The 24,781-nt window shown below is 62.1% G+C and carries 22 protein-coding genes, 1 pseudogene and 1 other annotated feature; of the genes and pseudogenes, 12 read left to right on the top strand and 11 right to left on the bottom strand.

Annotation, left to right across the window (positions count from 1 at the left end; all coding sequences use genetic code 11):
- Window positions 1–150 precede the first annotated feature (150 nt).
- From E5P3_RS31865 to xseB, 4 genes are read left to right on the top strand one after another with little or no spacing between them, the layout of a single operon-like run.
- Entirely contained in the window at window positions 151–1,524 is a 1,374-nt protein-coding gene (locus E5P3_RS31865) for an ATP-binding protein (RefSeq protein WP_232073601.1), read from the top strand.
- The gene (locus E5P3_RS31860; protein WP_068673228.1) at window positions 1,521–2,702 is read left to right on the top strand and encodes a hypothetical protein; all 1,182 of its coding nucleotides are present in this window, start codon (window positions 1,521–1,523) and stop codon (window positions 2,700–2,702) included. Before E5P3_RS31865 ends, E5P3_RS31860 begins: the two co-directional genes overlap by 4 nt.
- Window positions 2,703–2,743: 41 nt before the next feature.
- A complete protein-coding gene (xseA, locus tag E5P3_RS31855) occupies window positions 2,744–4,477 on the top strand; it encodes an exodeoxyribonuclease VII large subunit (RefSeq protein WP_068673230.1) in 1,734 nt (577 codons plus the stop codon).
- The gene (xseB, locus tag E5P3_RS31850) at window positions 4,467–4,814 is read left to right on the top strand and encodes an exodeoxyribonuclease VII small subunit (protein WP_068673232.1); all 348 of its coding nucleotides are present in this window, start codon (window positions 4,467–4,469) and stop codon (window positions 4,812–4,814) included. The genes xseA and xseB overlap by 11 nt, the downstream gene beginning before the upstream one ends.
- Before the next feature lie 53 nt (window positions 4,815–4,867).
- Here the strand turns inward: xseB and E5P3_RS31845 are convergent, their stop codons facing one another.
- The 7 genes from E5P3_RS31845 to E5P3_RS31815 form a co-directional block, all read right to left on the bottom strand.
- On the bottom strand, window positions 4,868–6,250 hold the full coding sequence (locus E5P3_RS31845; protein ID WP_232073560.1) for a ThiF family adenylyltransferase: 1,383 nt from the start codon (window positions 6,248–6,250) through the stop codon (window positions 4,868–4,870).
- 19 nt (window positions 6,251–6,269) lie between these two features.
- Complete coding sequence (locus tag E5P3_RS31840; RefSeq protein WP_068673236.1) at window positions 6,270–6,782, bottom strand: hypothetical protein; 513 nt, start codon at window positions 6,780–6,782, stop codon at window positions 6,270–6,272.
- Entirely contained in the window at window positions 6,739–7,197 is a 459-nt protein-coding gene (locus tag E5P3_RS31835; RefSeq protein WP_068673239.1) for a DUF7665 family protein, read from the bottom strand. Before E5P3_RS31835 ends, E5P3_RS31840 begins: the two co-directional genes overlap by 44 nt.
- Before the next feature lie 13 nt (window positions 7,198–7,210).
- Window positions 7,211–7,723, bottom strand: coding sequence for a hypothetical protein (locus E5P3_RS31830; RefSeq protein WP_068673241.1), 513 nt, complete (start codon window positions 7,721–7,723; stop codon window positions 7,211–7,213).
- Between the two features lie 100 nt (window positions 7,724–7,823).
- On the bottom strand, window positions 7,824–11,165 hold the full coding sequence (locus tag E5P3_RS31825; protein ID WP_068673243.1) for a UvrD-helicase domain-containing protein: 3,342 nt from the start codon (window positions 11,163–11,165) through the stop codon (window positions 7,824–7,826).
- Complete coding sequence (locus E5P3_RS31820; protein WP_068673245.1) at window positions 11,162–11,797, bottom strand: hypothetical protein; 636 nt, start codon at window positions 11,795–11,797, stop codon at window positions 11,162–11,164. The genes E5P3_RS31825 and E5P3_RS31820 overlap by 4 nt, the downstream gene beginning before the upstream one ends.
- Window positions 11,794–12,561 (bottom strand): LuxR C-terminal-related transcriptional regulator, encoded by a 768-nt coding sequence (locus tag E5P3_RS31815; protein WP_068673247.1) that lies wholly within the window; start codon window positions 12,559–12,561, stop codon window positions 11,794–11,796. The genes E5P3_RS31820 and E5P3_RS31815 overlap by 4 nt, the downstream gene beginning before the upstream one ends.
- Before the next feature lie 1,578 nt (window positions 12,562–14,139).
- Between E5P3_RS31815 and E5P3_RS31810 the strand changes: the two genes are divergently transcribed.
- The gene (locus tag E5P3_RS31810; RefSeq protein WP_068673249.1) at window positions 14,140–14,403 is read left to right on the top strand and encodes a PsiF family protein; all 264 of its coding nucleotides are present in this window, start codon (window positions 14,140–14,142) and stop codon (window positions 14,401–14,403) included.
- Window positions 14,404–14,488: 85 nt separating this feature from the next.
- On the opposite strand, the gene E5P3_RS31805 is transcribed toward E5P3_RS31810, so the two are convergent.
- The 3 genes from E5P3_RS31805 to E5P3_RS31795 all read right to left on the bottom strand — a co-directional run bounded on the left by E5P3_RS31805 (window position 14,489) and on the right by E5P3_RS31795 (window position 17,221).
- Window positions 14,489–15,717 (bottom strand): IS3 family transposase gene (locus E5P3_RS31805; protein WP_232073558.1). Its coding sequence is split into 2 segments (ribosomal slippage): window positions 14,489–15,432 and window positions 15,432–15,717, totalling 1,230 coding nucleotides; the frame shifts between segments, so codons are not numbered across the junction.
- Window positions 15,320–15,436, bottom strand: a sequence feature (AL1L pseudoknot). (Overlaps the previous gene by 117 nt.)
- Window positions 15,718–15,806: 89 nt before the next feature.
- Entirely contained in the window at window positions 15,807–16,286 is a 480-nt protein-coding gene (locus E5P3_RS31800; RefSeq protein WP_068673255.1) for an HAD domain-containing protein, read from the bottom strand.
- Window positions 16,287–16,549: 263 nt separating this feature from the next.
- Window positions 16,550–17,221: a DUF4145 domain-containing protein gene (locus E5P3_RS31795; protein WP_068673257.1), complete on the bottom strand. Its 672-nt coding sequence runs from the start codon at window positions 17,219–17,221 to the stop codon at window positions 16,550–16,552.
- Between the two features lie 773 nt (window positions 17,222–17,994).
- Here E5P3_RS31795 and E5P3_RS36550 point away from each other — a divergent pair.
- Window positions 17,995–18,369: an STAS/SEC14 domain-containing protein gene (locus tag E5P3_RS36550; RefSeq protein WP_068673259.1), complete on the top strand. Its 375-nt coding sequence runs from the start codon at window positions 17,995–17,997 to the stop codon at window positions 18,367–18,369.
- A gap of 36 nt (window positions 18,370–18,405) precedes the next feature.
- Here E5P3_RS36550 and E5P3_RS31785 read toward each other — a convergent pair whose 3' ends face one another.
- Window positions 18,406–19,329 carry a LysR family transcriptional regulator gene (locus tag E5P3_RS31785; RefSeq protein ID WP_068673261.1) on the bottom strand — a complete coding sequence of 308 codons (924 nt, stop codon included), beginning with the start codon at window positions 19,327–19,329 and terminating at the stop codon, window positions 18,406–18,408.
- Window positions 19,330–19,831: 502 nt separating this feature from the next.
- On the opposite strand from E5P3_RS31785, the gene E5P3_RS31780 reads away from it, so the two are divergent.
- The 6 genes and pseudogenes from E5P3_RS31780 to E5P3_RS31755 all read left to right on the top strand — a co-directional run bounded on the left by E5P3_RS31780 (window position 19,832) and on the right by E5P3_RS31755 (window position 24,774).
- Window positions 19,832–20,578 (top strand): dioxygenase family protein, encoded by a 747-nt coding sequence (locus tag E5P3_RS31780; protein WP_068673263.1) that lies wholly within the window; start codon window positions 19,832–19,834, stop codon window positions 20,576–20,578.
- Between the two features lie 561 nt (window positions 20,579–21,139).
- Window positions 21,140–21,538, top strand: a pseudogene (locus E5P3_RS31775) (Rieske 2Fe-2S domain-containing protein); the annotation flags it as partial.
- A 48-nt stretch (window positions 21,539–21,586) separates the two neighbouring features.
- Window positions 21,587–22,294 (top strand): IS6 family transposase, encoded by a 708-nt coding sequence (locus E5P3_RS31770; protein WP_044663628.1) that lies wholly within the window; start codon window positions 21,587–21,589, stop codon window positions 22,292–22,294.
- 576 nt (window positions 22,295–22,870) lie between these two features.
- Window positions 22,871–23,818, top strand: a complete 948-nt coding sequence (locus E5P3_RS31765) for a Bug family tripartite tricarboxylate transporter substrate binding protein (RefSeq protein WP_159597437.1) — start codon at window positions 22,871–22,873, stop codon at window positions 23,816–23,818.
- A gap of 58 nt (window positions 23,819–23,876) precedes the next feature.
- Complete coding sequence (locus E5P3_RS36265) at window positions 23,877–24,425, top strand: MarR family winged helix-turn-helix transcriptional regulator (RefSeq protein WP_083944094.1); 549 nt, start codon at window positions 23,877–23,879, stop codon at window positions 24,423–24,425.
- A gap of 13 nt (window positions 24,426–24,438) precedes the next feature.
- Complete coding sequence (locus tag E5P3_RS31755) at window positions 24,439–24,774, top strand: YciI family protein (protein WP_068673269.1); 336 nt, start codon at window positions 24,439–24,441, stop codon at window positions 24,772–24,774.
- Window positions 24,775–24,781: the final 7 nt, after the last annotated feature.

Genomic DNA, 24,781 nt, shown 5'->3' with positions numbered 1-24,781 from the left:
AACCTCAAAAGTGGGAGGCCACCATACCCGTTTACAAAGCGAACAGGAAAGTCAATGAAATCAACGGTCTACCCAGACCACCCCCGCGCCAGTGCTAGCTTTGCGTACCGTCACTTATTGCACTGAAAACGAGGAGACCCCCTGTTGGAAGTGACGCAGTTCACCTCGAATGTTCCAAGTTGGCTGCGCAAGCACCTTGCCGCCATCCGCCGTGCCGACACCGTCGAAGCCGGTCGCAAGGGCGGCGGCGAATGGATCACACCCCAGGCGTACTTCCGGGATAACCGCGGCGGGCGTTCGGTGTGGGTCGATGACGCGCAATGCCAGTTCGGTGCGGCGGCTCTTGAGGCAAAGCGCGTTCACCTTGCAGGCATCGTCGATCGCGAGGACGCCGAAATGGTACGCGTGGCCAAGGAGCTCACCACACTGAAGCGGCAGGCGGCGCAGGTGGTCAAGTCGCTGGACGGCCACAAAGCGGCCGAGGAGCTTGCACGACGCGCCGTCGAATTCGCGGACGCGCAGGCGAAGTTCCCCGGTCTGAAGCAGGCGCGTGTTGCGGCGGGCACGCGGTGGTCGACCTTGGATGGCCAGCTCACCGAGGCCAACCGGAACGAGCAGCGGCTCGAAAGTGAGTACAAGGAAGCGTCCCGGGCTTTGACGCAAGCCGAGCAGAAGCTGCAGCAATCGGAGCTGGAGTGCCAGCGGCAGAGGCAGGCGTCCGCGGAGAAAGTGAAGGACTCCAATCAAGTTCGCTCACGCTTGCCCGCGCGCTGGCGCACGCCCGAGCGTCTTGTGGAGCTGCGCGCGGAGTTCACGAATGCGCAGCAGGCGAAGCTGCGGCAACAGGCTGTCCAGCGTGAGCTGGATGCGGGAACCTGGGTTACCGACGACACGGTGCAGGAGCGCTGTTCGCTCATGAAGATCCGGGTGGATGACCAGGCGCTGTCGGTGGAAGATGCAAAGGCTCGAAATGCCAGTGCCGGCGAGGCGGTCGGCAATGCGCGAGGCAAGTACATCGAGGTGCTGCGTGCCACGGCGAGAAGGTATCGCCGCACCATCGTGGAGTTGGGCGAGCTCGCGGGAGTGACGGTGGAGGCGGAGCCGCCCCACCTTGACAACGACGACACGACCCTTGCGCAGGCCGGCTTGCATGTGAAGTTCAATTTCGACGGCAAGGCCGCCATTGGCCTCAACGACGGAGAAGCGTCCGGCGGCCAGCAGGTCATGAAGAGCCTGATCCTGCTCGTGGGCCTGCTCAAGGACGAAGAAACCCCGGGCGGGTTCGTATTCATCGACGAGCCGTTCGCACACCTGGACGTGCGCAACATTCAGCTGGTGAGCCATTTCCTGCGCTCCACGCGTGCGCAGTACTTGCTCACGACGCCCATCACCCACAACGTCGAGGTCTTCGAGCCCGCCGAGATCATGCTCGTAACCAGCACCAAGGTCGCCGGGGAGCGGTGGGCCCCACCGATCGCCGTCGTCCAGCGTCGCCTCGATGGCGATGCAAGGAAGGCCGCATGATTCGCATCACGGCCACTGGCGCCGACAGGCGCGCACGAGTTCCCGATCGCGGGGCGCCCATGCTGTGGGCCCTCACGGCGGCCGAGCGCGAACTGCTGGTGAAGTGGGTGGGTACAGGCACAGGCGACTCTCGCCGCGTGGCCGCACTGCGCAAACTCGCAGGGGCCGCACGGCTCGATGCAGCCGAGCGCTTATTGGAGCGGCTGCTGCTGGCAGGCTGGATCGCGGTTGATGAGCGCCGCGAGAACGGGTTCTGGGTGCCTTACACCTTGCGCTGGCTGGACTTGCCGGCGCTGCAGACGGCACTAGGCCTGCCGACGCGTGCCGATCGCGACGCGGCGCGCGAGACTTTGGACGCAAGGCTCGCGGCGCTGGTGGAGAGCTCAGACGGAGATGTCCAAGCCGCGGCGCGGGAACTGCTGGTCCAGCAGCCGCCCATGCACCATGCCGTGCGCCATCAACGCACCGAACTGGTGGAGGCCTTGAATGCCTGGGTTCAGGAGAAGCGCCGGGGGATGCGCCAGGACTTCGCGATCTTCGCGCGGCCGCACAGCAAGGCGGTGACCGAGTCGGAGTGGAAGTGGCTGGCCGATCGTCTTCCGCTCGAGGAGCTGGGCGTCGAGCGGTTTGCCCCCGTATTCTGGGTGTCTGGCGACTGCTGCCTTCAATTTCCGGAAGGAAACATGCAGTTGTCGGCGGTGCCATTTCTGGGGATACCTGCCTCGGCGGCCCAACAACTGCAGGCAGTGGTGGATAGGCCTTCCTCCTACTGGTTCATCGAGAACAGGGCCAGCTTCGAGCGCCAAGCGAGCCGGCGAACGCCGGGCACCTGCGTCATCTTCATCGCGGGTCGGCCGACCCACGCGTGGTCGGCGGCGGTCGACAGGGTTCTGCGATGTGCTCCCGCGGTTGTGTATGTGAGTGCCGATGCGGACCCCGCCGGCCTTGAGATCGCTCTCACCGTGGGCGCGCTCGCGCAGGCCGCCGGTTGTGCGTGGGAAGTTCGTGCGATGGACTTGGCGTCTCTGGAGCTGGGCAAGCCACTGGATCTGAACACCTACGATCTCGCGGCGATCGCGCGCTTGCGTGCGAGAAGCGATGTCCCGGCCGCGTTGCTCCAGACGCTGGAGCGCATCGAGGAACGAGGAGCCAAGTACGAGCAGGAGGCGTGGCTATAGGGGCCCGCGTCGGCGCGCCACGCACGATCCGGACGAGCACCATGGATGGCACCGACCTAACCGTTCCCTTCGCGCAAAAGGACAAGGCAAAAGCCTTGGGTGCCCGCTGGGACGGCGCGGCGCGGCAGTGGTTCGTCCCTGTCGGTCTCTCCCTGGAGCCTTTCCAATCATGGCTTCCGGCCGGCGCTCCGGTATCGGTCTCGTCGGGGTCGACGCCCTCGGATTCACGGGATGTCGCGCCGGTGCAAGGCACCAGTCTCTCGCAGCTGCTCATGGGCGTCGCGAAGCTGGTGCACGAGGGCTTCCGGCAAGGTGTCTGGACGCGGGTGGAAGTGGTCAACGTCACTGCGAAGCAAGGCAATGTCTACCTTGAGCTCAGCGAGCGTGACCAGGAGGGCAGGGTGCTCGCACAGGCCCGGGGAACGATCTGGGCGCGTACCGCCGAGAAGATTCTTCCGCAGTTCCAGGAGGCCACCGGCGCGATGCTCGCGCCCGGCATCAAGCTTCTGGTGTTCGCCCGTCCTGTGTTCAAGGCGCAGTACGGTTTCTCGCTCGACATCACGAGCATCGATCCGTCCTACACCGTCGGGGACCTGGAAGCGCAGAAACGGAAGATCCGGGCGCGACTGAAGGAGGAAGAGCTCTTCGAACGCAACCGGCGGCTGCCATCTCCATGGGACTTCACGAACGTACTCGTTGTCGCACCGGAGGGCGGTGCGGGCCTTGGTGACTTCATGGCTGAAGCGCATCGGCTGCACAGGCATTCGGTTTGCCACTTTGTCTACGTGCACAGCCGATTCCAGGGCGAGGGCGCCGCGGCCGAAATCGTGATGGCGCTCCAAGGCGGAATCGAGCAGGCTGCGGCGCCGCTCGACGCGGTCATTCTCATTCGAGGGGGCGGGGCCGTCAACGATCTTGCTTGGCTGAATGACTACGAACTGGCGCGATTCATCTGCGTTTGCCCGGTGCCTGTGCTGACCGGCATCGGTCACGAGCGGGATCGCACGCTCCTCGATGAAGTCGCACATCGCAGCTATGACACTCCCAGCAAGGTGATCGCCGATATCGAGCAGTGCGTCGCCAGGCGCGCGGCGCAGGCGCACACCTCGTTTGAGCAGGTCGCCGCACGCATACGCGAGACACTGCAGAACAAGGCCGCCGAATGCGTTGCCCTCGATGGGCAAATTCGCGCTGCCGCTGTCGAGACGGTCGGCGCCGCGCGCGACAGCAGCATTTCCCTCATGGCAAACGTTCGCGTCGAGTCCATTTCTCGCGTGCGTCAGGCACAGGGTTTCGTGAGGCAGGGAATGCACGAAGTGCGCGCCTCCGCGCCTGTGCATGTCCATATCGCAAAGCGGGCCGCGACGGCGGAAATGGCCACGGTTCAACAGCTCGCGCGATCGAGCGTGGTTGCTGTACGAAGGGAAACGGGGACACTACTTCCGGCCGTGCTGGACTCGATCGGCGGCATTGCGGCGCGCACAACGCACGATAGTGCGGGGCTGGTCCGCTCCGTCATCGAACGCACGCAGATGTCGGTGCGACTGCACATGCAAGGCGCAACCTCGCGCATGCGCGAGATCGCGGGGCAAGGACCAGAGAAGACGCTCACGCGTGGATTCGCGATGGTGACTTCCGATGCGGGCAAGTCGGTCACCAGCGCCGCGCAAGCAAAGGCAGCGGGAACATTTTCCATTGGATTCAAAGACGGATCGTTGAAGGCCCGCTTGCGGCCGGACGATCCAGCGGACAAAGGAGATCGGAATGGCAACTGAGAGCAAGTCGTTTCGCGAGGCCTACGGAGTCCTGCAGCGCCATGCGGAGACGCTCCGTCAGCAGCGCGAGCCCAACATCGACGATCTGTTGTCTATCGTCGAGGAGTCGGTGCAGGCGTACAAGACGTGCAAGGCACGCATCGACGCCGTCGAGAAGGCGCTGGAGAAGGCGCTCACGGATGTCGGGGCGGATGCAGACCTGGCAACCGTGTCCGCCGATGATGACGAGGGCGGGACAGGCGTGGCGAGCTCGACCCCGAATCAAAGGCAGGCGCCGCCCGCTAAGTCGAAACCATCGACCGGCTTCGACGACATGGACGACGACATTCCGTTCTGACGTTCCTCAGCGCAAACGGCGCGTTCCGTGCATCGACTGCTCGCGGCCCACGTTCAAGTGCTGGCTGCGAGTTCTCGGTGTTTCGGCGCGGGTCGAAGCTTTGGCCTTTCCGCTTCGAGGTAGGGCGTTGGCAGGCCTGCATGCGGGGCGGACGGAGCGCCGATCCTGTATGAGAGGTTTTTCATCTGCATATCCAGCGCGGCATGAACGCCGCCGCCATGGAGGGGGCGAATCACTTCCGCCAGGACGAGTGAAGCTGCGAACGCGCCAACAAAGGGTGTCGCGACCGCCCGTGATGCGAGCAATGTCATGCCGCAGATGTCGTTGCGCTGCGCCGCCAGCTTCTTGTAGGTGTCGCTGAGCTCCACGCCGGCCTCGACAGCGGCGTCCGCTCGCCAAACCTCCGATGGTTTCCGCGGACCCGGGAAGCAGTGGGTTCGGATGTTCCGAAAGTCGTGATGCCCACTGCCGAGCCCCGCCTCGACGACAAGGTCGAATGCGGCCGTGTCGAGTTCGCGACGCGTACCCACGTTGTCCACGCCGATCAAAGCGGTCGAGGGCTCGCCCGGAAGCACGCGATGGTTCGAACTGAAGCGACGCTCAACCATGTCGATTTCGAAGCCGGCTGCTTCGAGACGCTGCGCGACCACCCGCACCTTGCGCTTTCCGAGGTCATGGCTGCCCAGCAGCATGCACGTGCTCAAGTTCGATCGGGCCGCCTTGTCGAAGTCCTGCAGCACCAGGTGCGCGCGAGCTGCAGTGTAGGGCAGCATGGCCAGCGTCCACGCATAGGCCTGGCCAAGGTGGCCAAGACCCACCAGCCACAGGTCCTTGGGGAGGTACTGCAGGTCCGGGCCCACGTAGTCACGCCAGTCGGCCATGGCGAGCGGGTTCCACAGCGACAGGCCGACAACGCGGTGACCCGCTTCGGCGAACTCACCACGCACGTGCAGGAACGCTTCGTTGACCCCGAGCGCGGCGGCCGCCACGCCGGCGAGCGGGTTGTCGCGTCCAAAGGACGTTGCGTCGTCCTGCTGCCAAGGCGAGATCCAGGCGCACCAGCCGTCCCACGCTAACTGGACACAGAAGCCGGCGTCCGGCCCCTTCGGCACTTCGCCGATGACCAGCGTCGGCAGCCGGGTGCTCGCGACCGCCGCGGCATGGCCGCCGCACTCGCCGATCACCTCGCGCACGTGGCGCCCCTCGAACAGCGGTACGGTGAGCCGATGGTCGAGGTCTCCATGAACTTCGACGCCGCCCAGGAAGGCACGCGCGCTGGTGTTCAAGGCCGTCAGGAAGCAAGCTTGGCCGGCCGAGGTATCGGCCCAGCCGGCCCCGAGGTGAATCCGAACGCGGTATTTCTGGAAGAGTGCTATCGCGGCCTCCGGCGAGTCTGCTTCCCCGGTGTCCAGGGCCATCTTGGCCAGGCGATGCATCGATTCAGCGTCCAACATGTCACTTACCTCCATCCGAGGTCACTCGCAGACGGGCCTGCACATCGGAACCCTTGAAGGTCGTCCAGCGATGGCTGCCCTGGTAGACGTACATGTTCACATCCACGATGCGCACACGGCCCTGCGCGAACTGCGGCACGATGAGCGCGATGTGCCCCGACAAGGCGACCATCGGGTTCGTGCGATCGGACAGGCTCTGACCCGCGCCGAAGCGATGGGTGTGAACGTCGGCTACAACGCTCACGTCGAGCCTTGCGCAAAGCTCCCACAGCGCGGCGAAGCTGGCGGCGTTGAGCGCGACGTAGTCGTCGTGAAGCGCGTCCGGCTGGAGCTGTTCGTAGGGCAGGAAATGCGTGATGACGCGCCTGGACGGCTCCTTCTTTCCGAGCAGAAAGGCACCGCTTTCGCGCACACCGCCGCCTTGCCGGCGCAGGTGCGCAATGAGCTCAGCCCAGAGTGCCTCCGGCATCTCAAGCAGGGGCGCAGGCGTAGTCGCGGCTCTGAAGAAGATCATGAACGACCTCCAGGTAATGGGTAATGCCCTTCGCCGGTTTCCAGATCAATTGCGGGTACTTGGCGGGCCAGTCGGTGTGACCTTCGAAGGACTCGCGGTCGCAGGGGATGTAGAGGGCGTTGCCGTCCTTCCAGCCGGGCTTGAATGCGAGGCTGATGCGCTCGCCGCCGACGGGCCAGCGGGCGAAGGCCAACCGGGCGCCGGAGGCCATGTCCCAGAAGGTCCCGGTCGGGCCTTGGCCCGGGAAGCCGCCGCAGTGCAGGCGCAGCGTGAACGCGCGCCCATCGCGCGCGTTCACTGTGACGAAGAGGTGCGGCCACTCGAGCTTCTCGAATTTCCAGCGGCCGCGGTCCTCTCCCGACAGGAAGCGTGCCGAAACCAGGTCGGCCCGCAACGCTTTTTCGTCCGGCGCCATGTTCCTTGTTCCCTTAACCGTTGATGCGGTGAGCGGGCACGAGGTCGAACGCCAGCGAGCAGTTCGGGCACTTGGCCAATGCGCCGACGTGGGTGTCAACGTCCGGCTGCGTCTGGGTGCCCTGGATCTGCAGCACGTGCTCGGCGATGTCGCTGGGCTGCATGCCCAACTTGAGGCCGGCCCACTTGCGCACATGGCCGATGGTCGTTGCCGGCGGGAACTTGTGGTCCACCTGCTCGTTGCCAAAGCGCACGGTGATCTCGATGTGCTTGCAGCGATGCAGGTGGATGTGCACGCCGCGGCCCTTCGCCAGGTCCTTGACGCGCGCATGGCGCTCGTCGATCGGCGCGCTCTTGCCGTCGTCATCGCTTTCCACCGACAACTGCAAGTCGTCGGTCGGGGTGCCGGCGGGCATCAACGCGAGCGCCGCCTTCTTCAGGTCGGTGAGGGTGGCTTCGCTGTCTATCTCGATCAGCTTGATGTCGGGGAAGTGTTCCGACTGGATATAGATGCGGGTTGCGGGCATGTCCTTGCTCCTTGACTCGAAGAGCCCCGCGACATGCGGCGCTCATACAGGGTCAGTCGCAAGGACGAGTAGGAATCGGAAGGAGGGGTGTGGCCTGGGCTCAGGCGGGGCAGTGCATGAAGTGCCGGCACTTCGGGCACTCCCAGGAACTGGGCGCGGCCGTGAAGTCGCCGCTCATCAGGCGCTTCGCGACCGATACCAACACGAAGTCGTCTGGCAGGCGTCCATATGCCGCAACGGAAAAGGCCTGATCGGCGCCCAGCGCAAACAGGCTGCCGGTGAAAGAGTAGTCCGGATAACGCTCGCGCAGGTACTTCAGGACCCACCGCAGGGCCTGGTGCTGGCGGCTCCAGCTGCCGGGTGGCTTGTTCCGCACGAACTCCAGGGTAACGACCCGGCCGTCCGGTGACTTGGTGACACGATGGGGCGAAACCTCCAGCGGCAGGCCGGCGCAGTGCACGATCACCGGCTTGCCCATTGCCGCACGTGGTTGTCCGAGCCATTTGCGGCCGGACGCAAGCAACTGCTCCGCGTACGCTTTCAGATGCGGGATCGAGTCGGCGAACGCCGGCCGCAGCGCGACCAACACCGTGTCGACCTCGTTGGATGGAACGCTCGGGTCCTGCCCGTGGGGTACGAACAGGTCCCTCATCACGGCGCCTTCGACCAGGGCGGCCGGATGCAAGCCAGCAGAAGGAGCCAGCTGTCTGATGAAGTCGTAGTAGTAGCGGCGCGGGCAGACGCGATAGGCGAGAAATCCACCGAGTGGATAGCTGGCCGGCAACGATCCAGTCGCGGGAGGCGAAGGGGCCGGTCCCGGCTGAACCAACCTGAATCTGCCGGGCACCTGCTCGAAGAGATGTTCCGCGTCGGCCACTGCCTGCACGCACTCGGCGTTGTAGTGTCCCTGTCGCTCGTAGAGGACGAGGTGTTCCCTGGCGCGCGACAACGCGACGTACAGCCGGTTGGACGCTTCGGTCTCCTCCTCGAAATTCTCAGTCTTCGCGACCGCCCTCAGCAGTGAACGGGGCACCAGCTCTGGATCCGTTCCGGCGCGAAAGTGGCGCGCGTCGATGTCCACCAGGTGGACCGCCTCGAACTCCAGACCCTTGCTTCCGTGAATGGTCATCACCGCGACGGCATCCAGGCTGTCGGCTTCCGGTGGCGGTATTCGCAGCTCGCGGTCTTCGCCCACGCGCAGGCGCCGACGCAAGCGCGTGATGAAGCTGCCGACGGTCTGGTACGCCACGCCGCCGTCAGGCACACGCAGGTAGTAGATGAACTGCCACAGGGCAAGCCTGCGGGTTACGGCCAGGATGCCGTCGTCGGCCAGCAGTGGGTGAAGGATTTGTGTTCGGTCCAGCAGGATCGAGCAGATCACTTCCCAGGGCGAGTCGTTCGATGCCAGGCCGCCGAGGGTGTCGGCCCAGCGCTGCAGCATGATCCGGCCTGCGTTCGAAGTGCCCGCCGGCGGAGCGCGCAGCCAAGACAGCGGCTCGGGACGGTTTGCCTTCAGCCACGGGAGCAGTAGCTCGATGTCAGCGGCAGGCAGCTGAAACCCGGGCAGCTGCGCAACGCGCAGGACCGCCGCGCCCGAGCGATCGATGAACAGCTGCAGGAGCGCCAGAAGGTCCTTGATCTCCGGGCGCTGGAAGATGTCGCCGAGATAAAGCGCGGGCACACCGGCCGAATTCAATACGCGGGCGGCCTCGCCACACGCTTCGTGCTTGCTTGCCAGGACGACCTGGTCCCTGTAGGCGACCTCACCCTGGCCGTTCCCCTTGTGGATTCGCTGCACGTTGGCAACCAGTTCACCGTGGAGTATTTCGGTGTCGCCGCATTGAACGTGACGGGGCTTGATGCCGCTCGCGCCGCGCGCTGGCGAAACGTCGTCCAGTGGCAGCATCATCTGCAACGGGTTGCTCTCGCGGCCGGTGTGCTCGAAAACCCTGACGACTTCTTCGTAACTGCGGCGGTTCTCGTTCAGCGGAAAGACGGTGTGCTTGGCGTAGTCATCCTTGAAACGGACGATGTTTGCCATGGACGCACCGCGAAACCGGTAGATGGCCTGGCGTGCGTCGCCCACCACCCAGAGCGTGCAAGCGTGGCTCTTGATGGCCTTGACCAGCATCGCGCTGGCGCGATTGACGTCCTGGTACTCATCGACGAGGACGTGCTGGAAGCGACCGACCGTGTCCGCATAGGCGGCGAAATCCTTCGACAGCGCCAACGCGGGAAGCATCACCAGATCGCCGAGGTCGACCAGATTGCCCTTCTTGCGGATCTCCGTTTCGTAGCAGTCGTACAGCTTCGCGATGTCGCGTTGCTTCGCCAACTCGGCTTCGCCGGTGTCCGCTGCCGATTTCTCGACCGCCTTGGCGAAAGCCTTGGCATCGGCAAGCTCGTCCTTGCCGCGCTGTATCGCATTCACCGCGAGCTTGAGCCAATCCAGGGGATCGCCCAGAGGGTTGAACGCCTTCAGGCCAAGACCGTAGATGTGCGGTTCCAGCAGTGCGATCTGGGCCATCTTGTCGGCGACGCCAAGCTGAGGCCCCAGCCCGAACCTGTCGTGGTTCTTTCGCAGGAACTCCAGGCCGAAAGCGTGGAAGGTTCCCACCCACATCTCGTCCACGCCTTCGATCTTCAGGTCCTGAAGCCGGTCCATCAACTCGCGAGCCGCGCGGTTCGAGAAGGTCAGGACGAGGATCTCGCGCGGCTTGACGCCACTGGCGAGCAAGTGCTGGACGCGCAGGAGCAAGGTGGCGGTCTTTCCCGTGCCAGGGCCTGCGACCACGAGCGAGACTTCCGCGGGCGATGTGGCAGCCGCCTTTTGCTCGGGTGTCGCCACGATCGGTTCGCGTGGCTTGCTGGCCGACGGCTGCGGCTGCGGCAGCAGCAAGGCATCGAGAAGTTGCTGGCGAACGAGTTCAAGCGGGAGACCGAGCGCGCCGGCCAACTGGCTGGCGGTCCTTCCGCGAAGGAATTCGGCTCGGGCCACTGCGCGCGGCAGCAGGAGTTCGCGAGCAAAGACGTTGGCTTGCAGCTCGGAGCGTTCACGGACTCCGTACGATTCCACCTTCTGGGCACCAAAGGTGTCGCCGTTCGCGGGCTGCAAGGTCGAATCCAGGACCTGGTGGCAACTGTCGTGGTGTTCGTCGTGCAGCTTCCAGTGACCGAATTCGTGCGCGATGAGCGCGGCCTGCTCCTGCGCACTTGCGTCGTTGCGCACGATGATCTGGCGAAACTTGCGAATCAGCAGTGCATCCGCCCCTCCGAGCGTCTTGTCGCGGGGACTCGCGACAGAGATCTCGAAGTCTTCGGCACTTTCGTGGGCGATCGCCTTGAGCAGCTCCTGGGCGGCAACGGCGTCACCCGCGCGGCTTCCGAGATGGGCTTCACGCAACGCCCTGGCTGCCTCGCGCGCACGATGGAAGGGGGTCAAGCTGGTTCTTTCTCCCGAAGCGCAATGAGTCTTTTCTTTTCAGCTTCGTCCACGGGCAAAGCCCGCACTGCCTCTTCCCACGATTCTATGGTCGGAAGATTGGGTTTGTTGGATGACTTGTAGCTGATCGCCCCGGTTAGTCGAGGTCCCAACATCTCTTCAAACAACCGAGTCGCGACATTCAAGTGCTGCGCCAATTGACTTAGGACAAAGCGTGGGACATCGCGAATCTGCTTGGAGAGAATCTTCTGCAGCAGCAGTGTGGAATCACCAAGGCTCGCCGCCTTCGCGGCGAGCCTCAGTTTGCTTCCGGCCAAACCGTCGATGGAAGCGCGAACCTTCTCGATGTCTGGGTCGGAAGCGGCTTGCTGCCTCTGATGATGCAGAAAGTTGAGCACTTGGCTTTGGATGCGGTCAATCGCCTCCTCGTTGACTTCACCAAGAGCCTCTGGCGCAGGCTCCGGCGACGCTTCATACGAAGACCACAGAGCGGCAAACTCCATGATGTCTTCACGGTACTCCGGATAGCTGTCGCAGGCGCGTGCCACCATGGTGGCATCGGGCGCATCTGCGGAGAAGAAGAACGCGTCCAGCACTTCCTCGAGCGACAGCCTACGGTTGGGCGATGTCATGTGTTGAACTCCTTTTTCATTTCGTTGAGCGCACTGTCGTCCGCGATCTTCCTGAGCGCGGCATTCTTGTAGTTGTTGACGGATTTCAATGAGACGCGCAGTGCGGCCGCGATCTGCTGCACCTGCATCCCGTCGACATAGAGCATCACGAAAGTCATGTACTCGTTCTTGGTCAACACCTCCTGCAGCCTGGACGCCGCCGCGGCAGCGGCCTGCTTGAGCTCCAGTGCGGCGGCCGGGGTCGCGTGAGAGCGCAGCGCCAGCACCTTACGTACGGTCAGGTCCGGGTCTTCTTCGTTTGCTTCGCCGGCGGACTCGCCGGCTGCGGCGCTCATGTCGCCGATGTTGACCTGGCTCTTGCGCTTCTTCGCCAGCAAGCGTCGCTGGAAGTCAAACGCTCGGCGCTGGAACAGCTGGCCGAAGTGCTGCTCCGCGTGTGCTGCATCGCCCGGGCGGGTAACCAGGCACTCCCACACGTATTGCGAAAGCTCCTCGGCCGCTTGATCGAGGTTTCCGAAACTGCGGTAGATGCCGCTGCGGTAGGCGAACGCCCTCGCATGCTCCAGCGTGCGCCGGCCCAGCTCCCGGCTGAGCATGCCTACGCGGGATGTACGGCCCGCGGCTTCGGCGCGGCGTAGCAGGCGATACACCTGCTCGTCCTTGACGAACTCGGGGTCGGTCTTCCAGTCCCGGCGCGCCAGCTTGGCGAGGAGGGACTGGTCGTCAAGGGCCCCCAGGGCCGCGTCATCTGTTGGTGTACTCATGCTTCTTTTCCATCGTTATGTGCTACCCCTCCCTTGTCCGGGCGGATACTTGCCCCCTCCCGCTTTAATTCGCAACAGCGATCCGGAATCGGAACTTATCCATTCGGTCCATCTCGCGGGGCGCCCCTTCTTGATTAGTCGCAGCGCGGGCGTGGAATCGGAAAGCCCGCGGCGTGTCCGTCTAGGTTAAGTCGCAAAGGGACGGGCGAATCGGAAACCCATGGGTTGCCAAGTTTGCTCAGTCCGGGATGAAGACGCCGCCGCCATGGCGTAGTCTCGAGTGCGCGCTTGAATCTTTTCTTGTGCCGCCAATCTGCCTTCGACGAAGGCGCCAATGTCTTGACGAGTTCTCTCGTCAAGGATTTCCGTCTGTAGGCTGAGTGCTTCGATTACACCGAGAGCCTCCCCAGTATTTGTGATAGACGGAGGGCTCCGCCTAGAAAGCGTCAGACCCCAGCCCCTGCCGCCGTAGGTCGGTGCGTTCTGAAGTGTTCTTCGGAGGAAGTCGGCCACTTGCCTTCGGAATGATCGGCAGTCATCAAATCCCACTTCGCACCTCGCGCTGAACTTCGGTCTCTACTGCTAACCGGAAGAGAAACGGGCGCACTTTCCCGCATGCCACAACGGTGTGCGTATTCAGGAAGGAAGGGCTGCCAACCTGCCAGAACGCGTGTTCTGCGTGGCCGAGTCGCTCGGATGCATGCACTACGTGTGCGCGCGCGCCCCCCCCCAATCGAAAGCAACGATGATGGCTACGTGTGTGAGACTCTAAGGCTGAAGGTCGCCTGTTGCGGCTGTCAACCTCCGCACGCCGCCAGTGCCGCAGCCGCGGCGAAATTCTGCCGCCCACACTCCTAGCCCCCGAGGGTTGGGGTCCTTCACCGCGTGCTTTTTCCAGGTGAAGAATCATCCGCGGCCGGCTCCAAGCCGGCTTCTTAGCTGTGCCCCAACACGCGGCTGCCAAGTCAGCCAGGCGAAGGTGGCGCTCACGAGGCGCCGCCGCCGGGCCGGGCCTGTTTGCTCCACCAAACATGAGGCCGGGTCTGCGTCGAGCCAGCCAGGTAATCTCCAGCGCGCGTACCTGCGACTGCGCCAGCGGAAGTTCAGCAACTTGGCCGAGCAACGACAACCGGTCGGCCGCTGCACTTGGCAAACCGTGAGCAAGGAGCGAGACCATTGTCTCCGACAGTTCCTCCAGACTGATGGTCAGCACCTGGTTCACCATCTCGCGCTTGCCGGTGAGCGCCTCGGTGTAGAGGAAACGCAGGGCGATGGCAGCTGTGGGCTGCCATGTGCAGCGTCGACGGCTTGATGTGGGTCGCTGACGACCCATGCCTCTTGGCACAGAAGTCGGACAAGATCCCCCCCGCAGCGCGCCAGATGCCGTTTCATCGTCACACATGACAACACGAAGCGATGGGCCGGACCATTCAGTCACAGGACTTGGGAAATCGATCGCCTCCACGCCTGGTCTGCGCCAGCGGAACCGTTAATCGTAACCCGCCCATGTACGCCGGCTTTCTTGCCAGGCGCTTTGCTGCCAGCTCACAATTCCACAGCCCAACACAGAGGACAACCATGCTCCGCATCACTGCCGCGTCGATTGTTTGCCTGCTGTCGCTCGCTTCCGGAGCGACGTACGCCCAGGCAACCTGCAATGCCACCGTCGCCGAAAAGAAGCTGGCCGGCGCCGCGAGAACGTCGTTCATGAAGAAGTGCGAGGCGGATGCGAAAGCCGCCTGCGACGCACAAGCGGCCGAAAAGAAGCTGGCAGGGGCGGCGAAGACCAGCTTCGCCAAGAAGTGCATGTCTGACGCAGTGGGAGAAGCCGCGAAGGGCTGAGCAGCCCGTGTGTTGAGCGCACCTCCGCCCCTTCACTCTGAGGAGTTGAACCGCCCCGGGATTCCCGGAGACTCGTTGGTGTGAGTCAGACCTTTTCCTCTGACTCGGCAAGTTGACGATAGTAGGTGGCCTCGGCTTCTGCCGGCGGGATGTTGCCGACCGGCTCGAGCAGTCGGTGGTGGTTGAACCAGGCGACCCATTCGAGGGTGGCAAGTTCAACGCTCTCGCGGGTCTTCCAAGGTCCTCGCAGGTGGATCACCTCGGCCTTGTACAAACCGTTGATCGTCTCTGCCAGCGCGTTGTCGTACGCGTCGCCGGCACTGCCCACAGACGGCTCGATGCCAGCCTCGGCCAGACGCTCGGTGTACCGAATGCTGACGTATTGCGAGCCGCGGTCCGAATGGTGAACCAGTGCGCCCCGTTGGCCCGGTCTTCTGTCGTACAGGGCCTGCTCCAGCGCGTCCAGGACGAAGTCCGTGCGCATCGTCGAGGACACGCGCCAGCCGACGATTCGACGTGCGTACACGTCGATCACGAAGGCCACGTAGACGAAGCCCTGCCATGTCGAGACGTACGTGAAGTCCGAGACCCACAGCTGGTTCGGTCTGTCGGCTCTGAACTTGCGCTGCACCTTGTCCTGCGGGCAAACGGCATTTGCGTCGGGCACGGTGGTGCGCTGCTTCTTGCCACGCACGACCCCTTGCAGCCCTGCTCGGCGCATCAACCTACCCACGGTGCAACGCGCCACGATCAGGCCTTCCCGGTGCAGCTGGCGCCAGACCTTGCGAACGCCGTAGACGCCGAAGTTCTCCTGCCAGACCCGCTGGACTTCCGCGGCCAGGACATCGTCACGCTTGGACCTCTCAGGACGAAGCTCCGGCCTTCTGGTTCGCTGAGCATGCAGCCAATACGTCGACGGGGCGATCTGCATCACCTTGCAGATCGGCTCGACCCCGTACGCATCGCGGTGTTCGTCGATGAACGCCTTCACGGCTTGAAGCGGCGGTCGAGCTCCGCCTGGGCGAAATACGCGCTGGCTTTGCGAAGGATCTCATTGGCTTGGCGCAGTTCGCGGTTCTCTCGCTCAAGGTCCTTGATACGCTGCTGCTCCTGCGTGGTCAGTCCCTCGCGTTTGCCGGTGTCCTTCTCGTGCTGCCGGACCCAGCGCCGCAGCGTCTCGGCCGTGCAGCCGATCTTGGCCGCAATCGAGACGATTGCCGCCCACTGCGACTCGTGCTGGGCGCCGCTTTCGTCGACCATGCGAACTGCCCGCTCAACGAGCTCGGGCGAATACCTCTGTGACTTCCTCTTCATGGCTCCACTTCCTTCTCAAGTGTAGGAGCCTCCGAGAAATCCGGGGCGGTTCAGTCTCGTGGCGGACCGTCTGTTGATTGACGCGACCACTATCCGGCGAGCCCACGGTCACCACTCTGCTGGGAAAAGGACGTGTCGCGGAGCAGCCAATCTCTCAAACACTCTGCCTCCCAAGCTCCAAAGCCTCGCATTCCATCGCAGAGGAGCAGTTCGCGCATGCCTGCGGGAAACTCGCTGCCATTGTCGTCAACTGCGCACCAGCGGCGATCGGTGGCTCTATGCTCTACCAGCCATCTGCAGATCGTCTTGTAGCGAACGTGCGGACCCGGCTGGTCGGCACCGAGCGTGCCGACCACCAGCGCTGCGAGCGGCTCGGGCAGCAGGCGCTTGAGCTCCGGCAGCGGGTAGTGCTCTCTCCAGGTCGAGGAGATCACTACCTCGCAGTGCACGTCCTGCACGGCGCGCGCGAGGTGCGGAGCAAAGGCGAAGTCGCGCACCTCACTGCCCTGCGCCGGGTGCAGCACCCCGTCAAAATCCAAAAAGATGAGGGGTGGCGAGAGCTTTGACATGAGTCCTCGGGGTCTGGCGCGAGCTGCAGATCAAGCGGTGTCCCGAAGAGCGGGACATTGCTATAAGCGTTGATTTTACGAGGCGCGAGCTCGCCTTCCTAGCCTACGTAAATGCCAACTTAACGTGAGTAACGCTGGGCGTGCGCAGAGCGGCGGCGCGCTTACAACGTGTGCCGTCCTCTACGGACGCGGAACCGTTACCGGGTCCTTGCACCCCACCGGAGCGGTGACGAGTAGCGCGGCGGTGTTCATTAGGCGCAGTGCTATCGATCGCGAACCGGTCCCTTTGCCGAGTTGATGGTTCTGATCAACCTCTCTACCGTCGACGCGTGTCCATACAAGCCGTTCAGCACCCTCTCGAGGATGTCATACATGTCGAAGACGTCCGATCTGGTGACCTCGTCGTTGTGTGCACCCGCATTCCCCAGCCACTTTGCCGCCAGCAGCGCGTCTGCTTCGCTTGGTTGGTGTGCGCGGAAGAACTCGATGCGACTGTGCAAGGTCAGATAGGCGCTTCCCTTTGTAGTCGTGCGTTTCGCAATCACACCTTGCGCATCCAGTAAACGTTCAACGGCTGTGCGGAGATGTGTTAATGCGCCCTCGTAGTCTCCCCATTGCGCCACGTCAGCGCGGCGGACCTGCTGGGTCACGACGTCCGGACAATCCTCCGGGACAGTGATGAGTGCTGGTGAGGGGCTTACGTAGGTTGCCGTGAACAACTCCGAATACTCCATCTGGTGGGCTTCGTCGTCTGGGTCCTCGTGCAGGCTTCCTGAGCCAGCGACGGCGGACGTTTCGCTGCAGTGGTCGTTGTCGCACCTTGCGAGTGCAGTGAAGCGGAAGCGGAAGTCGTCGTAGTCGAACCAGTCCTCGTTCCTGTTGGTCTCCGTCGCGCCGTCATACGCACGGTGAAAGGAATGGGGAAGGAGTCGCAAGTGACCGCCACTGCAGCGCGGGCACCTCCAATTGGGCAAACGGTTGTCGCGAAAACTTGACGTGAATAGCTGTCGATCAACTGGCATCCCTCCCACTGTAACGGGACGGCGGGAGCGGGCGAGCGGCCGAGTGACACACGGTGCTGCTTAGCGCGGTCCTACAAAGCCGCTGACCTGCCGCTCACCTGCTCCACATTTCGGAGTCCAATGCGAGTTCCTGCACCAACTGTCGCACAGCTCGCGTCGGGCGGAAAGGCATAACGCTGAACCGCGTCAGCATGCGCAGTTCGTCTTCAGTCACAATGACGTTTCTGCTTTGCTCGTAACGCGACACCCGCGCGTCTGCCAGAGTAGGGGCTGCGCCATCTCGAGGCAAGCAGGACACTCTGCATTCGGCTGTCGCGGGACCCACGGTTCCAAGCGACCTACTTGGGCAGAGGCGCAAACGAAAATGACCGGGCCGGTCCGTGCGCCAGATTCGAAAAAGGGGGTAGCAAGAGGCGCAGCAGGTTACGCAGCGGCTGACCGCAGATCTCCTGAAACGACACTCTGCTTTGAACAAGGGACGACTGCTGGGCGAGCAGCGGCCTTTGATGCCGAAAAAACCAAGTCAACTTGCATTCGCCTGCAACTTGCGGGCCGATCCGATAATTCTACAGGCACGCTAAAGTAACTGCGAGCCACGGGAAGATGCTCCCCTTTGGCGCTCGAAGTGCTGCCGACACCGAGACGCACGGAGGAATTCTGCTCTCGGTTGAAGTAATATCCCAGTCATGCGAGAAGAGCGATTGTGGGTAGAACCAGTGGGCGAGGTAATTGTCGCTAGGTTGCGCGGCAAACCGACGGCGGAAATGTTGCGCGAGTGCGAGGAACGGGTAATCGCACTAGCACGCGACACTCAACAGGTCCGCGTTCTGTACGATGCTTTGGAGCTGGAACCACCGGACATGGACGTGGTGCTGCTCCAGCAGCGGTTGGGCGCAGACAAAAAGGAGACTCTTAATGCCTCGACTCTGCGAACCGGCATCCTTGTCCCCAACACTCGTATCGCGTATCTAGCTCGCATCGCGTTCGGCCACGTTGGAGAAGCAAACTACAAGGTTTTCTACAACGACTTCAGTGCAGCAATCAAATGGCTGGAGGCTTGAAAAAGTCGACCTGGAACTTGGGTTCGTAGCGGGCGCTCAGCCACCTTCACCCCTGCATGCCTCAAATCCCGGAAGCGGCGGCAAGGCGAGCGAACGCACCGTTTCGAGGAACTCGGTGAGTAGAGGTCTGTTGTCGCCTCTGCGGTACACGCAATAGAGGCTGCTTTGTGGCTCTGGACGGGCGAGCCTCAGAAATCTCAGATTCGGTAGCTTGATGATCGCCGCAGAAACCGGAACGGGCGCCATGGCAACACCACTGGACACTAGCGCCAGACAGGCCAACAAGTCCTCAGCTTCATGCGCGATCTTTGGGCTGAAGCCGGCACTGGTACAAAGCTGTAGCAGCTCGTCGGCAAAGCTGGGGCGAGGTGCACTGGGGAACACAATCAACGGCTCGTCGCGCAGTTCAGCCATTGCAACACTAGTGTTGCCAGTGAGTGGGTGATCGGCATGCACGGCAAGGACGATGGGCTCCCGCCACACAATTTCAGACGCAATATCAGGCTCTGACCTGTAGTAGCGAGCAAAGCCAACGTCTAACCAACCCTCGCGCAGCGCACGAATTTGGCGGTCCTTCGTCAAGCTTGACAACCGAACAGCGACCCGAGGCTTAAGTTGCCGGTACTCGCCCAATAGGCGCGGTATCACGCCAAAGATCACCGATCCATAGTAGGCCACTTCTATGTGGCCGAAATCCCCCCGTGCCGCGCGCTGGGATTTCTCAACCGCGTCGTTCGCTACGTGGAGCGCCCGCCTTGCCTCCTCCAGGAACACCGCACCTGCCGCAGTCACGTCTACGCCGGTCGGAGAGCGATCAAAGAGTTCCACCCCAATTTCCGCTTCGAGCTGCTTGATCATGCGCGATAGGGGCGGTTGAGACACGTGAAGCCGCTGTGATGCACGGCGAAAGCTGCGCTCTTCCGCGACGGTAACGAAGTACCGGAGGTGACGGAGTTCCATAGAGACCTACACCGATACCTTTTTGGTAATCACGATTCCAAAGATGATATTGGATCAACAGGCGCGCAGTCCGTACATTCCACGGTCGCGAGATCGAGCAGGGATGTGGATCGGTGGAGCCGGAGGAGGTATGCATCGCACGCTGCAGCTGGCGTGGATTGCATGCACCCGCCGCATTGATCGCGTGCCGGACTGGAAAAGTGGTGCCCGAGAGGTCGCTGTGATGGCGGATTAACCCCGTCAGCGTCGCGGGGAACGACACAGAGTATGTCGGTGCGCGCCCGATTTCACGCGGGCCGCTGGCAGATCCGCCGCACATCTGCTGTCGCCAAGGCGGCACTCAAGGTCTACACGCAACGAACAAATGGGCCTAAGTACGTTTTTCCCACTGAGCCGACGTAGCCGCGCACCAATCCTAGGGTCAACCCTAGGCTAGAAAGACAGACATTAGGTCGATAATCCGCCGCATTCCTTCAACCAGAGCAACGCAAAGGAGAGCTCCATGGCAAACCGCGTCGAAACCGTGGTCTACGACATCGTGAAAGCGGTGCGTGAGGTCCTGTCCCGTCACGACGTCACTTTCGAGGAATACCGCGCAGGCGTGGGCTTCTTGATGCAGTACGCGAAGGCGCCAGAGTACGAGATCCCTCTGGTTTGTGATCTGTGGTTCAACGCCACCATCACTGACAATGAAATGAAGCACCGCAAGGGCTCCACTACGAACGTCGAGGGACCGTACTTCCTGGAGAACGTACCGGTCATCAACGACGAAATTAAGACTCTCGACGATGGCAGCGAGCCTTTGGTACTCGAAGGGCGGGTGACGGACCTGGCGGGCAAGCCTATTAAGGGCGCGGAAATGTTCGTGTGGCACTCGGACAATCACGGACATTACAGCGGTTTCGATCCTGAACTTCCCCAAGACTCCTACCGGGGTAAGAAGATCATTGGTGCAGACGGTGAGTACCGGATTCGCACCCGTGTTCCTGCGCCGTATCCGATTCCGCATCACGGGCCGAGCGGCAAGCTGCTCGAGATGATGGGGCGGCATCCTTGGAGGCCGGCTCACGTGCACTTCAAGATTCGTGCTCCCGGTTTTCTGGAGCACACCACGCAATCGTACTTCACGGGCGGAAAGTGGGTCGATAGCGACTGCGTAGAAGGTGTTCGTCCGGCGCTGATTCACAACCTTGAAGATGCCAACGGCGCCAAGGTTCTGCGCAAGGACTTCAAGCTCGATCCGGCGTAGTCGGTCGGCATCACCAGTGGTCCAAAGTGGTGATGGGCGCGAAACGGTAATTGGGGTCGCGGGTGCATTTCGCACCATCGTCCCGTCGCACCTTCGCGACGGAATGGAGCTCCCTTTGCTGGGCCGCCATTGAGTCGTTTTCTCGGCGGGCGCGCGGAAATGAGCAATCGACTGGCCTGCGGATCACGATAGGACATGCAGCTGCCTTCGGTGGTCTCGCTTCCGCAGCGTCAGGTCTTGACTGGCGGCATGAAAGAGAGCTGTGAGTACCCGCACGAGTATCTGTCTGCGAAGCGCTTCGCTAGGGCGAAATGGTAGGCCGACCGCGACGGGAACGTTTCCGGGTTCAGTGGGGCGGGTGACGCGAAACTACCAGCCACGCGTCGTCTCGCTTCGAGGCGGGAAAGAACTGCAGCACCTGCCGCAACCCGCTTAGCGTAGCCAGTGTGAATGCGCATGTCGCCGGCGCTGGCTCTTTACAGCGGCTTGACCAGGCGATCACCTGAAGCGCCAGTCGGCGGCGCCTGGTGGCAATCAAAAGTGACATGAAGGAGTAATCGCATGAAGACGAAGTTGATCAAGTTCCCGACAAAGGACGGTACCCGCGTGCCGATGGAGGTGTACCGCTCCCAGGAGGTTTACGAGCGCGAGCTCGAACGTATCTACCGGGGGCCGACCTGGAGCTTCGTCGCGATGGAAGCTGAGATCCCGAAGCCTGGAGACTTCAAGTCGACCTTCGTGGGCGATACGCCCGTAGTGGTCACGCGCACGGAAGACGGAAGTCTCAGCGTGTGGGTGAACAGGTGTGCGCACCGTGGTGCTGCGGTGTGCCGAAAGCATCGAGGAAATGCCACGTCTCACACCTGCGTGTACCACCAATGGAATTACTCGTCCTCGGGTGCACTGCAGGGAGTGCCGTTCAGGCGCGGACAAAAAGAGATGGTAGGCATGCCTGCGGACGGCATTGTCAAGTTGCCACAGCCGGCCGCGCCTCGATAAAATGATGAGATGACAGGTTCTCAACTTTACCGCGGTTTCCGCTACCCTCGGGAGATCATCAGCCATGTGGTGTGGCTCTACTTCCGGTTCTCGCTGAGCTTTCGCGACATCGAGGAATTGATGGCAAGCCGGGGTATCGTCGTGACTTACGAGACGATTCGCCAATGGACTCTGCGGTTCGGCCAGCAATACGCTGCTGAGCTGCGCCGACGTCAGCCACGACGGGGCGACAAATGGCACCTCGACGAGGTCGTGCTGACGATCAAGGGAAAGCATCATTACCTCTGGCGTGCAGTTGACCAGGACGGCCATGTCCTGGATGTCCTCGTGCAGAGCAGGCGTGACCGGCAGGCGGCCAAGCGGTTCTTTCGCAAGCTTCTCAAGGGCTTGCGCTACGTGCCGCGGGTTCTGATTACTGACAAGCTCAAGAGTTATGCGGCCGCTAAGGCTCAGATCATGCCGGGCGTAGAGCATCGCCAGCACAAGGGTTTGAACAACCGGGCCGAGCTATCGCACCAACCGACGCGCCAGCGAGAACGGCAGATGCGCCGCTACAAGTCACCGAGGCACGCGCAGCGTTTTCTATCCGCGCATGGGCCGATCAACAACGTCTTCCGATGCCAGCGCAACCGCCTGTCGGCGCAGCAGTACCGGCACGTGCGTACTCAAGCGTTTTCTCTCTGGAATGAGGTCACCGATGTAGCGAAGAATGCATAACCTGGGACATTTGTTATCCGAGCCGCGGCCATTTCGCTCCGGATTCCGAAACTCGTCTCGTCGGCTCAGCAACTTGACAATGCCCTGGAGACATACCTGTAGCGGTAGTGGGTGTCAATGCTGGTCGCGCGCTCCCGCTTGCCCGTCGCATGATCTCTCAAGCTGTTCCGATTAGTGATTCGCTCCTGAGCGATCCTAACTCACCGCTGCCGAGACGCTAGCGGTCGACTATCGATCGACGGCGAGGCTGCAACGCGTTCAGTGAATAAGACAGAGAGGATGTCTTTCAACGCCGGTGCTCGATCATCGGTAACTGAGATCAACCCTGAGCTCAAGGGTGAGGCGGATGAGGCTAGCCTTGTGAGCGGGTAGGAGAAACCCTAGCGCCGGTGCTCTGGTGCGTGCAAAAAATAGACCTATAATCTGTCGATCTTAGGGCGTGGTCAAGTTAATCTGTCGACCCTGTTGGCATTGGCGTTGTTGCTCCTCCGTTCGCTGGCTTAGAAGGTCTCTGCGGGCGTTTAGTGTGAGGCTTGATGAAATATGACTGGTCCTACTTCTATCCGCAGACGTAAATTGCTGCTGGGCACTGGCGCCGGTTTGGTGAGCGTCGGCACTTTTGCGCAGCAGAATGCTTACCCAACGAAGCCAGTCCGTATCGTTGTGCCCTTTGCTGCAGGTACGGCGAGCGACTCACTCACTCGTTTAATCGCAGAGGGACTTGCCGAGCGTCTGAAGCAGCCTGTTCTCGTGGAGAACAGGCCGGGAGCAGGCGGAACGGTGGGCACTGAGCTGGCCTCTCGTAGCCCACACGATGGCTACACATTGCTGATGGCGGCTACGCCGAACGTGGCAATCAATCCAACGCTGTATGCGAGTTCTTCACTCGAGCCGGACAAGGCGTTTCGCGCGGTCGGCATGGTGGCGTCCGCTGCGAACGTCATCGTGGCTGGAAATCACATGCCCTTCAGCGATTTTCCCGGCATGCTTTCCTACGCGAGAGCAAATCCCCGGAAACTTACCTTCGCAACGTATGCGGTCGGGAGTACTGGGCATCTGGCTGGCGCCATGCTGAACGCGCGCGCAGGCGTTGATCTTCTTCATGTTGCAGCGGGCGACCCGCTCTCCCTAGCTGTCGGCGAACACGTCCAGCTGGCGTTCGTGACGCCCACCGCAACGTTGCCGTTGGTTCGCAGCGGCAAGCTCAAGGCTCTCGCTGTTACTTCCGCTAAGAGGCTCGGCATTGCACCGGACATTCCGACAGTTAGCGAGTCCGGTCTAAGGCACTTCAGTGCCGTAGCCTGGTATGGCTACGTGGTTCCACGGCGCACGCCGGACGAGATTGTTCGCGTACTGGAGGCTCACCTGCAAAGCACGATCCGCTCAGCAAAATTCGAGACCTTCGCGCGCACCAGTGGTAACGAGATCACTTGGCTCGGTTCAGACGAGTTCTCCTCTTATATGGAGAGCGAGCGCATCAAGTGGGGCGAGGCTGTCCGCAGGTCAGGTGCGAGGGCGGAATAGCCCGGCTCCTGCTCGCCTTGGGTCCGTAAAGAGAGCGTCGCGATGAAGGCAAGAACCTATGAAACCATCACCCTCAACTGAAGACGGCCTCGCATGGGCCCCGGATCCTAATGCAACGATGGGCTCTCTGACGGGAACTCTCAGCTCTCTGCTGCGAATCCCCTTCGAGGCTCAGGCATCACGGGTCTATAAGGCGCTCGCGACGTCGGGATACCCAGAAATACGGGAAGCTCATGGCGCTGTATTTAGGCACTTGCCGTTGGTGGGCGCCTCTGTGTCGGATTTGGCCAGACGCGCTGGGATGGCAAAACAGAGTATGGGTTATTTGGTCGACTCATTGGTGTCCCTCGGATACTTGGAGATTCGCAAGGATCCGTCCGACCGGAGAGTGAACATCGTACAGATGTCTCCCAAAGGTATCGAAATGATGCGCATCGCAACAGACATTGGTAAACGCATCGAGAACGAATGGGCTGAGCGGATGGGCGTGGTGGAGATGGGCTCGCTTCGAGCGCTGCTCAAGCTTTTGGCAAGTTCCATCCCAGATCTTGCCAATGCCGATGCCGATCCCGAAACGCGGCCGCCGGCCGATGTCTCATCGAATTAACACTGGAGAAAATATGTACGTCGCAATCTTCTTTCAGGATCTCCCAGGTACCGCCTCTAAGAGGCAAGCTGTCGTATCCGAGCACCGCAAGTATATGGAAGTGAATGCTGCAAAGGTGCTTGCTGCAGGGGCCACATTCACCGATGACGGGAAATCTGTTAAAGGAGGCAGTTACGTGGTGAAAGTGGCTGATATGGCTGAAGCCCGGAAGTTCGTAGATGACGACCCGTTCACCAAAGCAGGTTTGCGAGCTGTGGTGTTCATTCAGCCTTGGATTCGAGCGGTGTTCGACGGGAAGTTCAATATTCCCACCGATGACAGTCCGCTCTACGCCGACTCAGTTGCTTGAGCCCCTG

It is taken from the genome of Variovorax sp. RA8, from assembly GCF_901827175.1.
Lineage (GTDB): Bacteria > Pseudomonadota > Gammaproteobacteria > Burkholderiales > Burkholderiaceae_C > Variovorax.
The sequence above is the reverse complement of the archived record's forward strand: the minus strand, read 5'-3'. Positions and strand labels throughout refer to the sequence as shown.

Excerpts from the sequence above, each read along its gene's own strand:
- E5P3_RS31860 (WP_068673228.1), top strand. The coding sequence starts at position 1,521 with ATGATTCGCATCACGGCCACTGGCGCCGACAGGCGCGCACGAGTTCCC.
- E5P3_RS31840 (WP_068673236.1), bottom strand. The coding sequence starts at position 6,782 with ATGATCTTCTTCAGAGCCGCGACTACGCCTGCGCCCCTGCTTGAGATG.
- E5P3_RS31780 (WP_068673263.1), top strand. The coding sequence starts at position 19,832 with ATGGCAAACCGCGTCGAAACCGTGGTCTACGACATCGTGAAAGCGGTG.
- E5P3_RS31770 (WP_044663628.1), top strand. The coding sequence starts at position 21,587 with ATGACAGGTTCTCAACTTTACCGCGGTTTCCGCTACCCTCGGGAGATC.
- xseB (WP_068673232.1), top strand. The coding sequence starts at position 4,467 with ATGGCAACTGAGAGCAAGTCGTTTCGCGAGGCCTACGGAGTCCTGCAG.
- xseA (WP_068673230.1), top strand. The coding sequence starts at position 2,744 with ATGGATGGCACCGACCTAACCGTTCCCTTCGCGCAAAAGGACAAGGCA.
- E5P3_RS36265 (WP_083944094.1), top strand. The coding sequence starts at position 23,877 with ATGAAACCATCACCCTCAACTGAAGACGGCCTCGCATGGGCCCCGGAT.
- E5P3_RS31785 (WP_068673261.1), bottom strand. The coding sequence starts at position 19,329 with ATGGAACTCCGTCACCTCCGGTACTTCGTTACCGTCGCGGAAGAGCGC.
- E5P3_RS31830 (WP_068673241.1), bottom strand. The coding sequence starts at position 7,723 with ATGCCCGCAACCCGCATCTATATCCAGTCGGAACACTTCCCCGACATC.
- E5P3_RS31815 (WP_068673247.1), bottom strand. The coding sequence starts at position 12,561 with ATGAGTACACCAACAGATGACGCGGCCCTGGGGGCCCTTGACGACCAG.
- E5P3_RS31755 (WP_068673269.1), top strand. The coding sequence starts at position 24,439 with ATGTACGTCGCAATCTTCTTTCAGGATCTCCCAGGTACCGCCTCTAAG.
- E5P3_RS31810 (WP_068673249.1), top strand. The coding sequence starts at position 14,140 with ATGCTCCGCATCACTGCCGCGTCGATTGTTTGCCTGCTGTCGCTCGCT.
- E5P3_RS31835 (WP_068673239.1), bottom strand. The coding sequence starts at position 7,197 with ATGGCGCCGGACGAAAAAGCGTTGCGGGCCGACCTGGTTTCGGCACGC.
- E5P3_RS31800 (WP_068673255.1), bottom strand. The coding sequence starts at position 16,286 with ATGTCAAAGCTCTCGCCACCCCTCATCTTTTTGGATTTTGACGGGGTG.
- E5P3_RS31820 (WP_068673245.1), bottom strand. The coding sequence starts at position 11,797 with ATGACATCGCCCAACCGTAGGCTGTCGCTCGAGGAAGTGCTGGACGCG.
- E5P3_RS36550 (WP_068673259.1), top strand. The coding sequence starts at position 17,995 with ATGCGAGAAGAGCGATTGTGGGTAGAACCAGTGGGCGAGGTAATTGTC.
- E5P3_RS31845 (WP_232073560.1), bottom strand. The coding sequence starts at position 6,250 with ATGCATCGCCTGGCCAAGATGGCCCTGGACACCGGGGAAGCAGACTCG.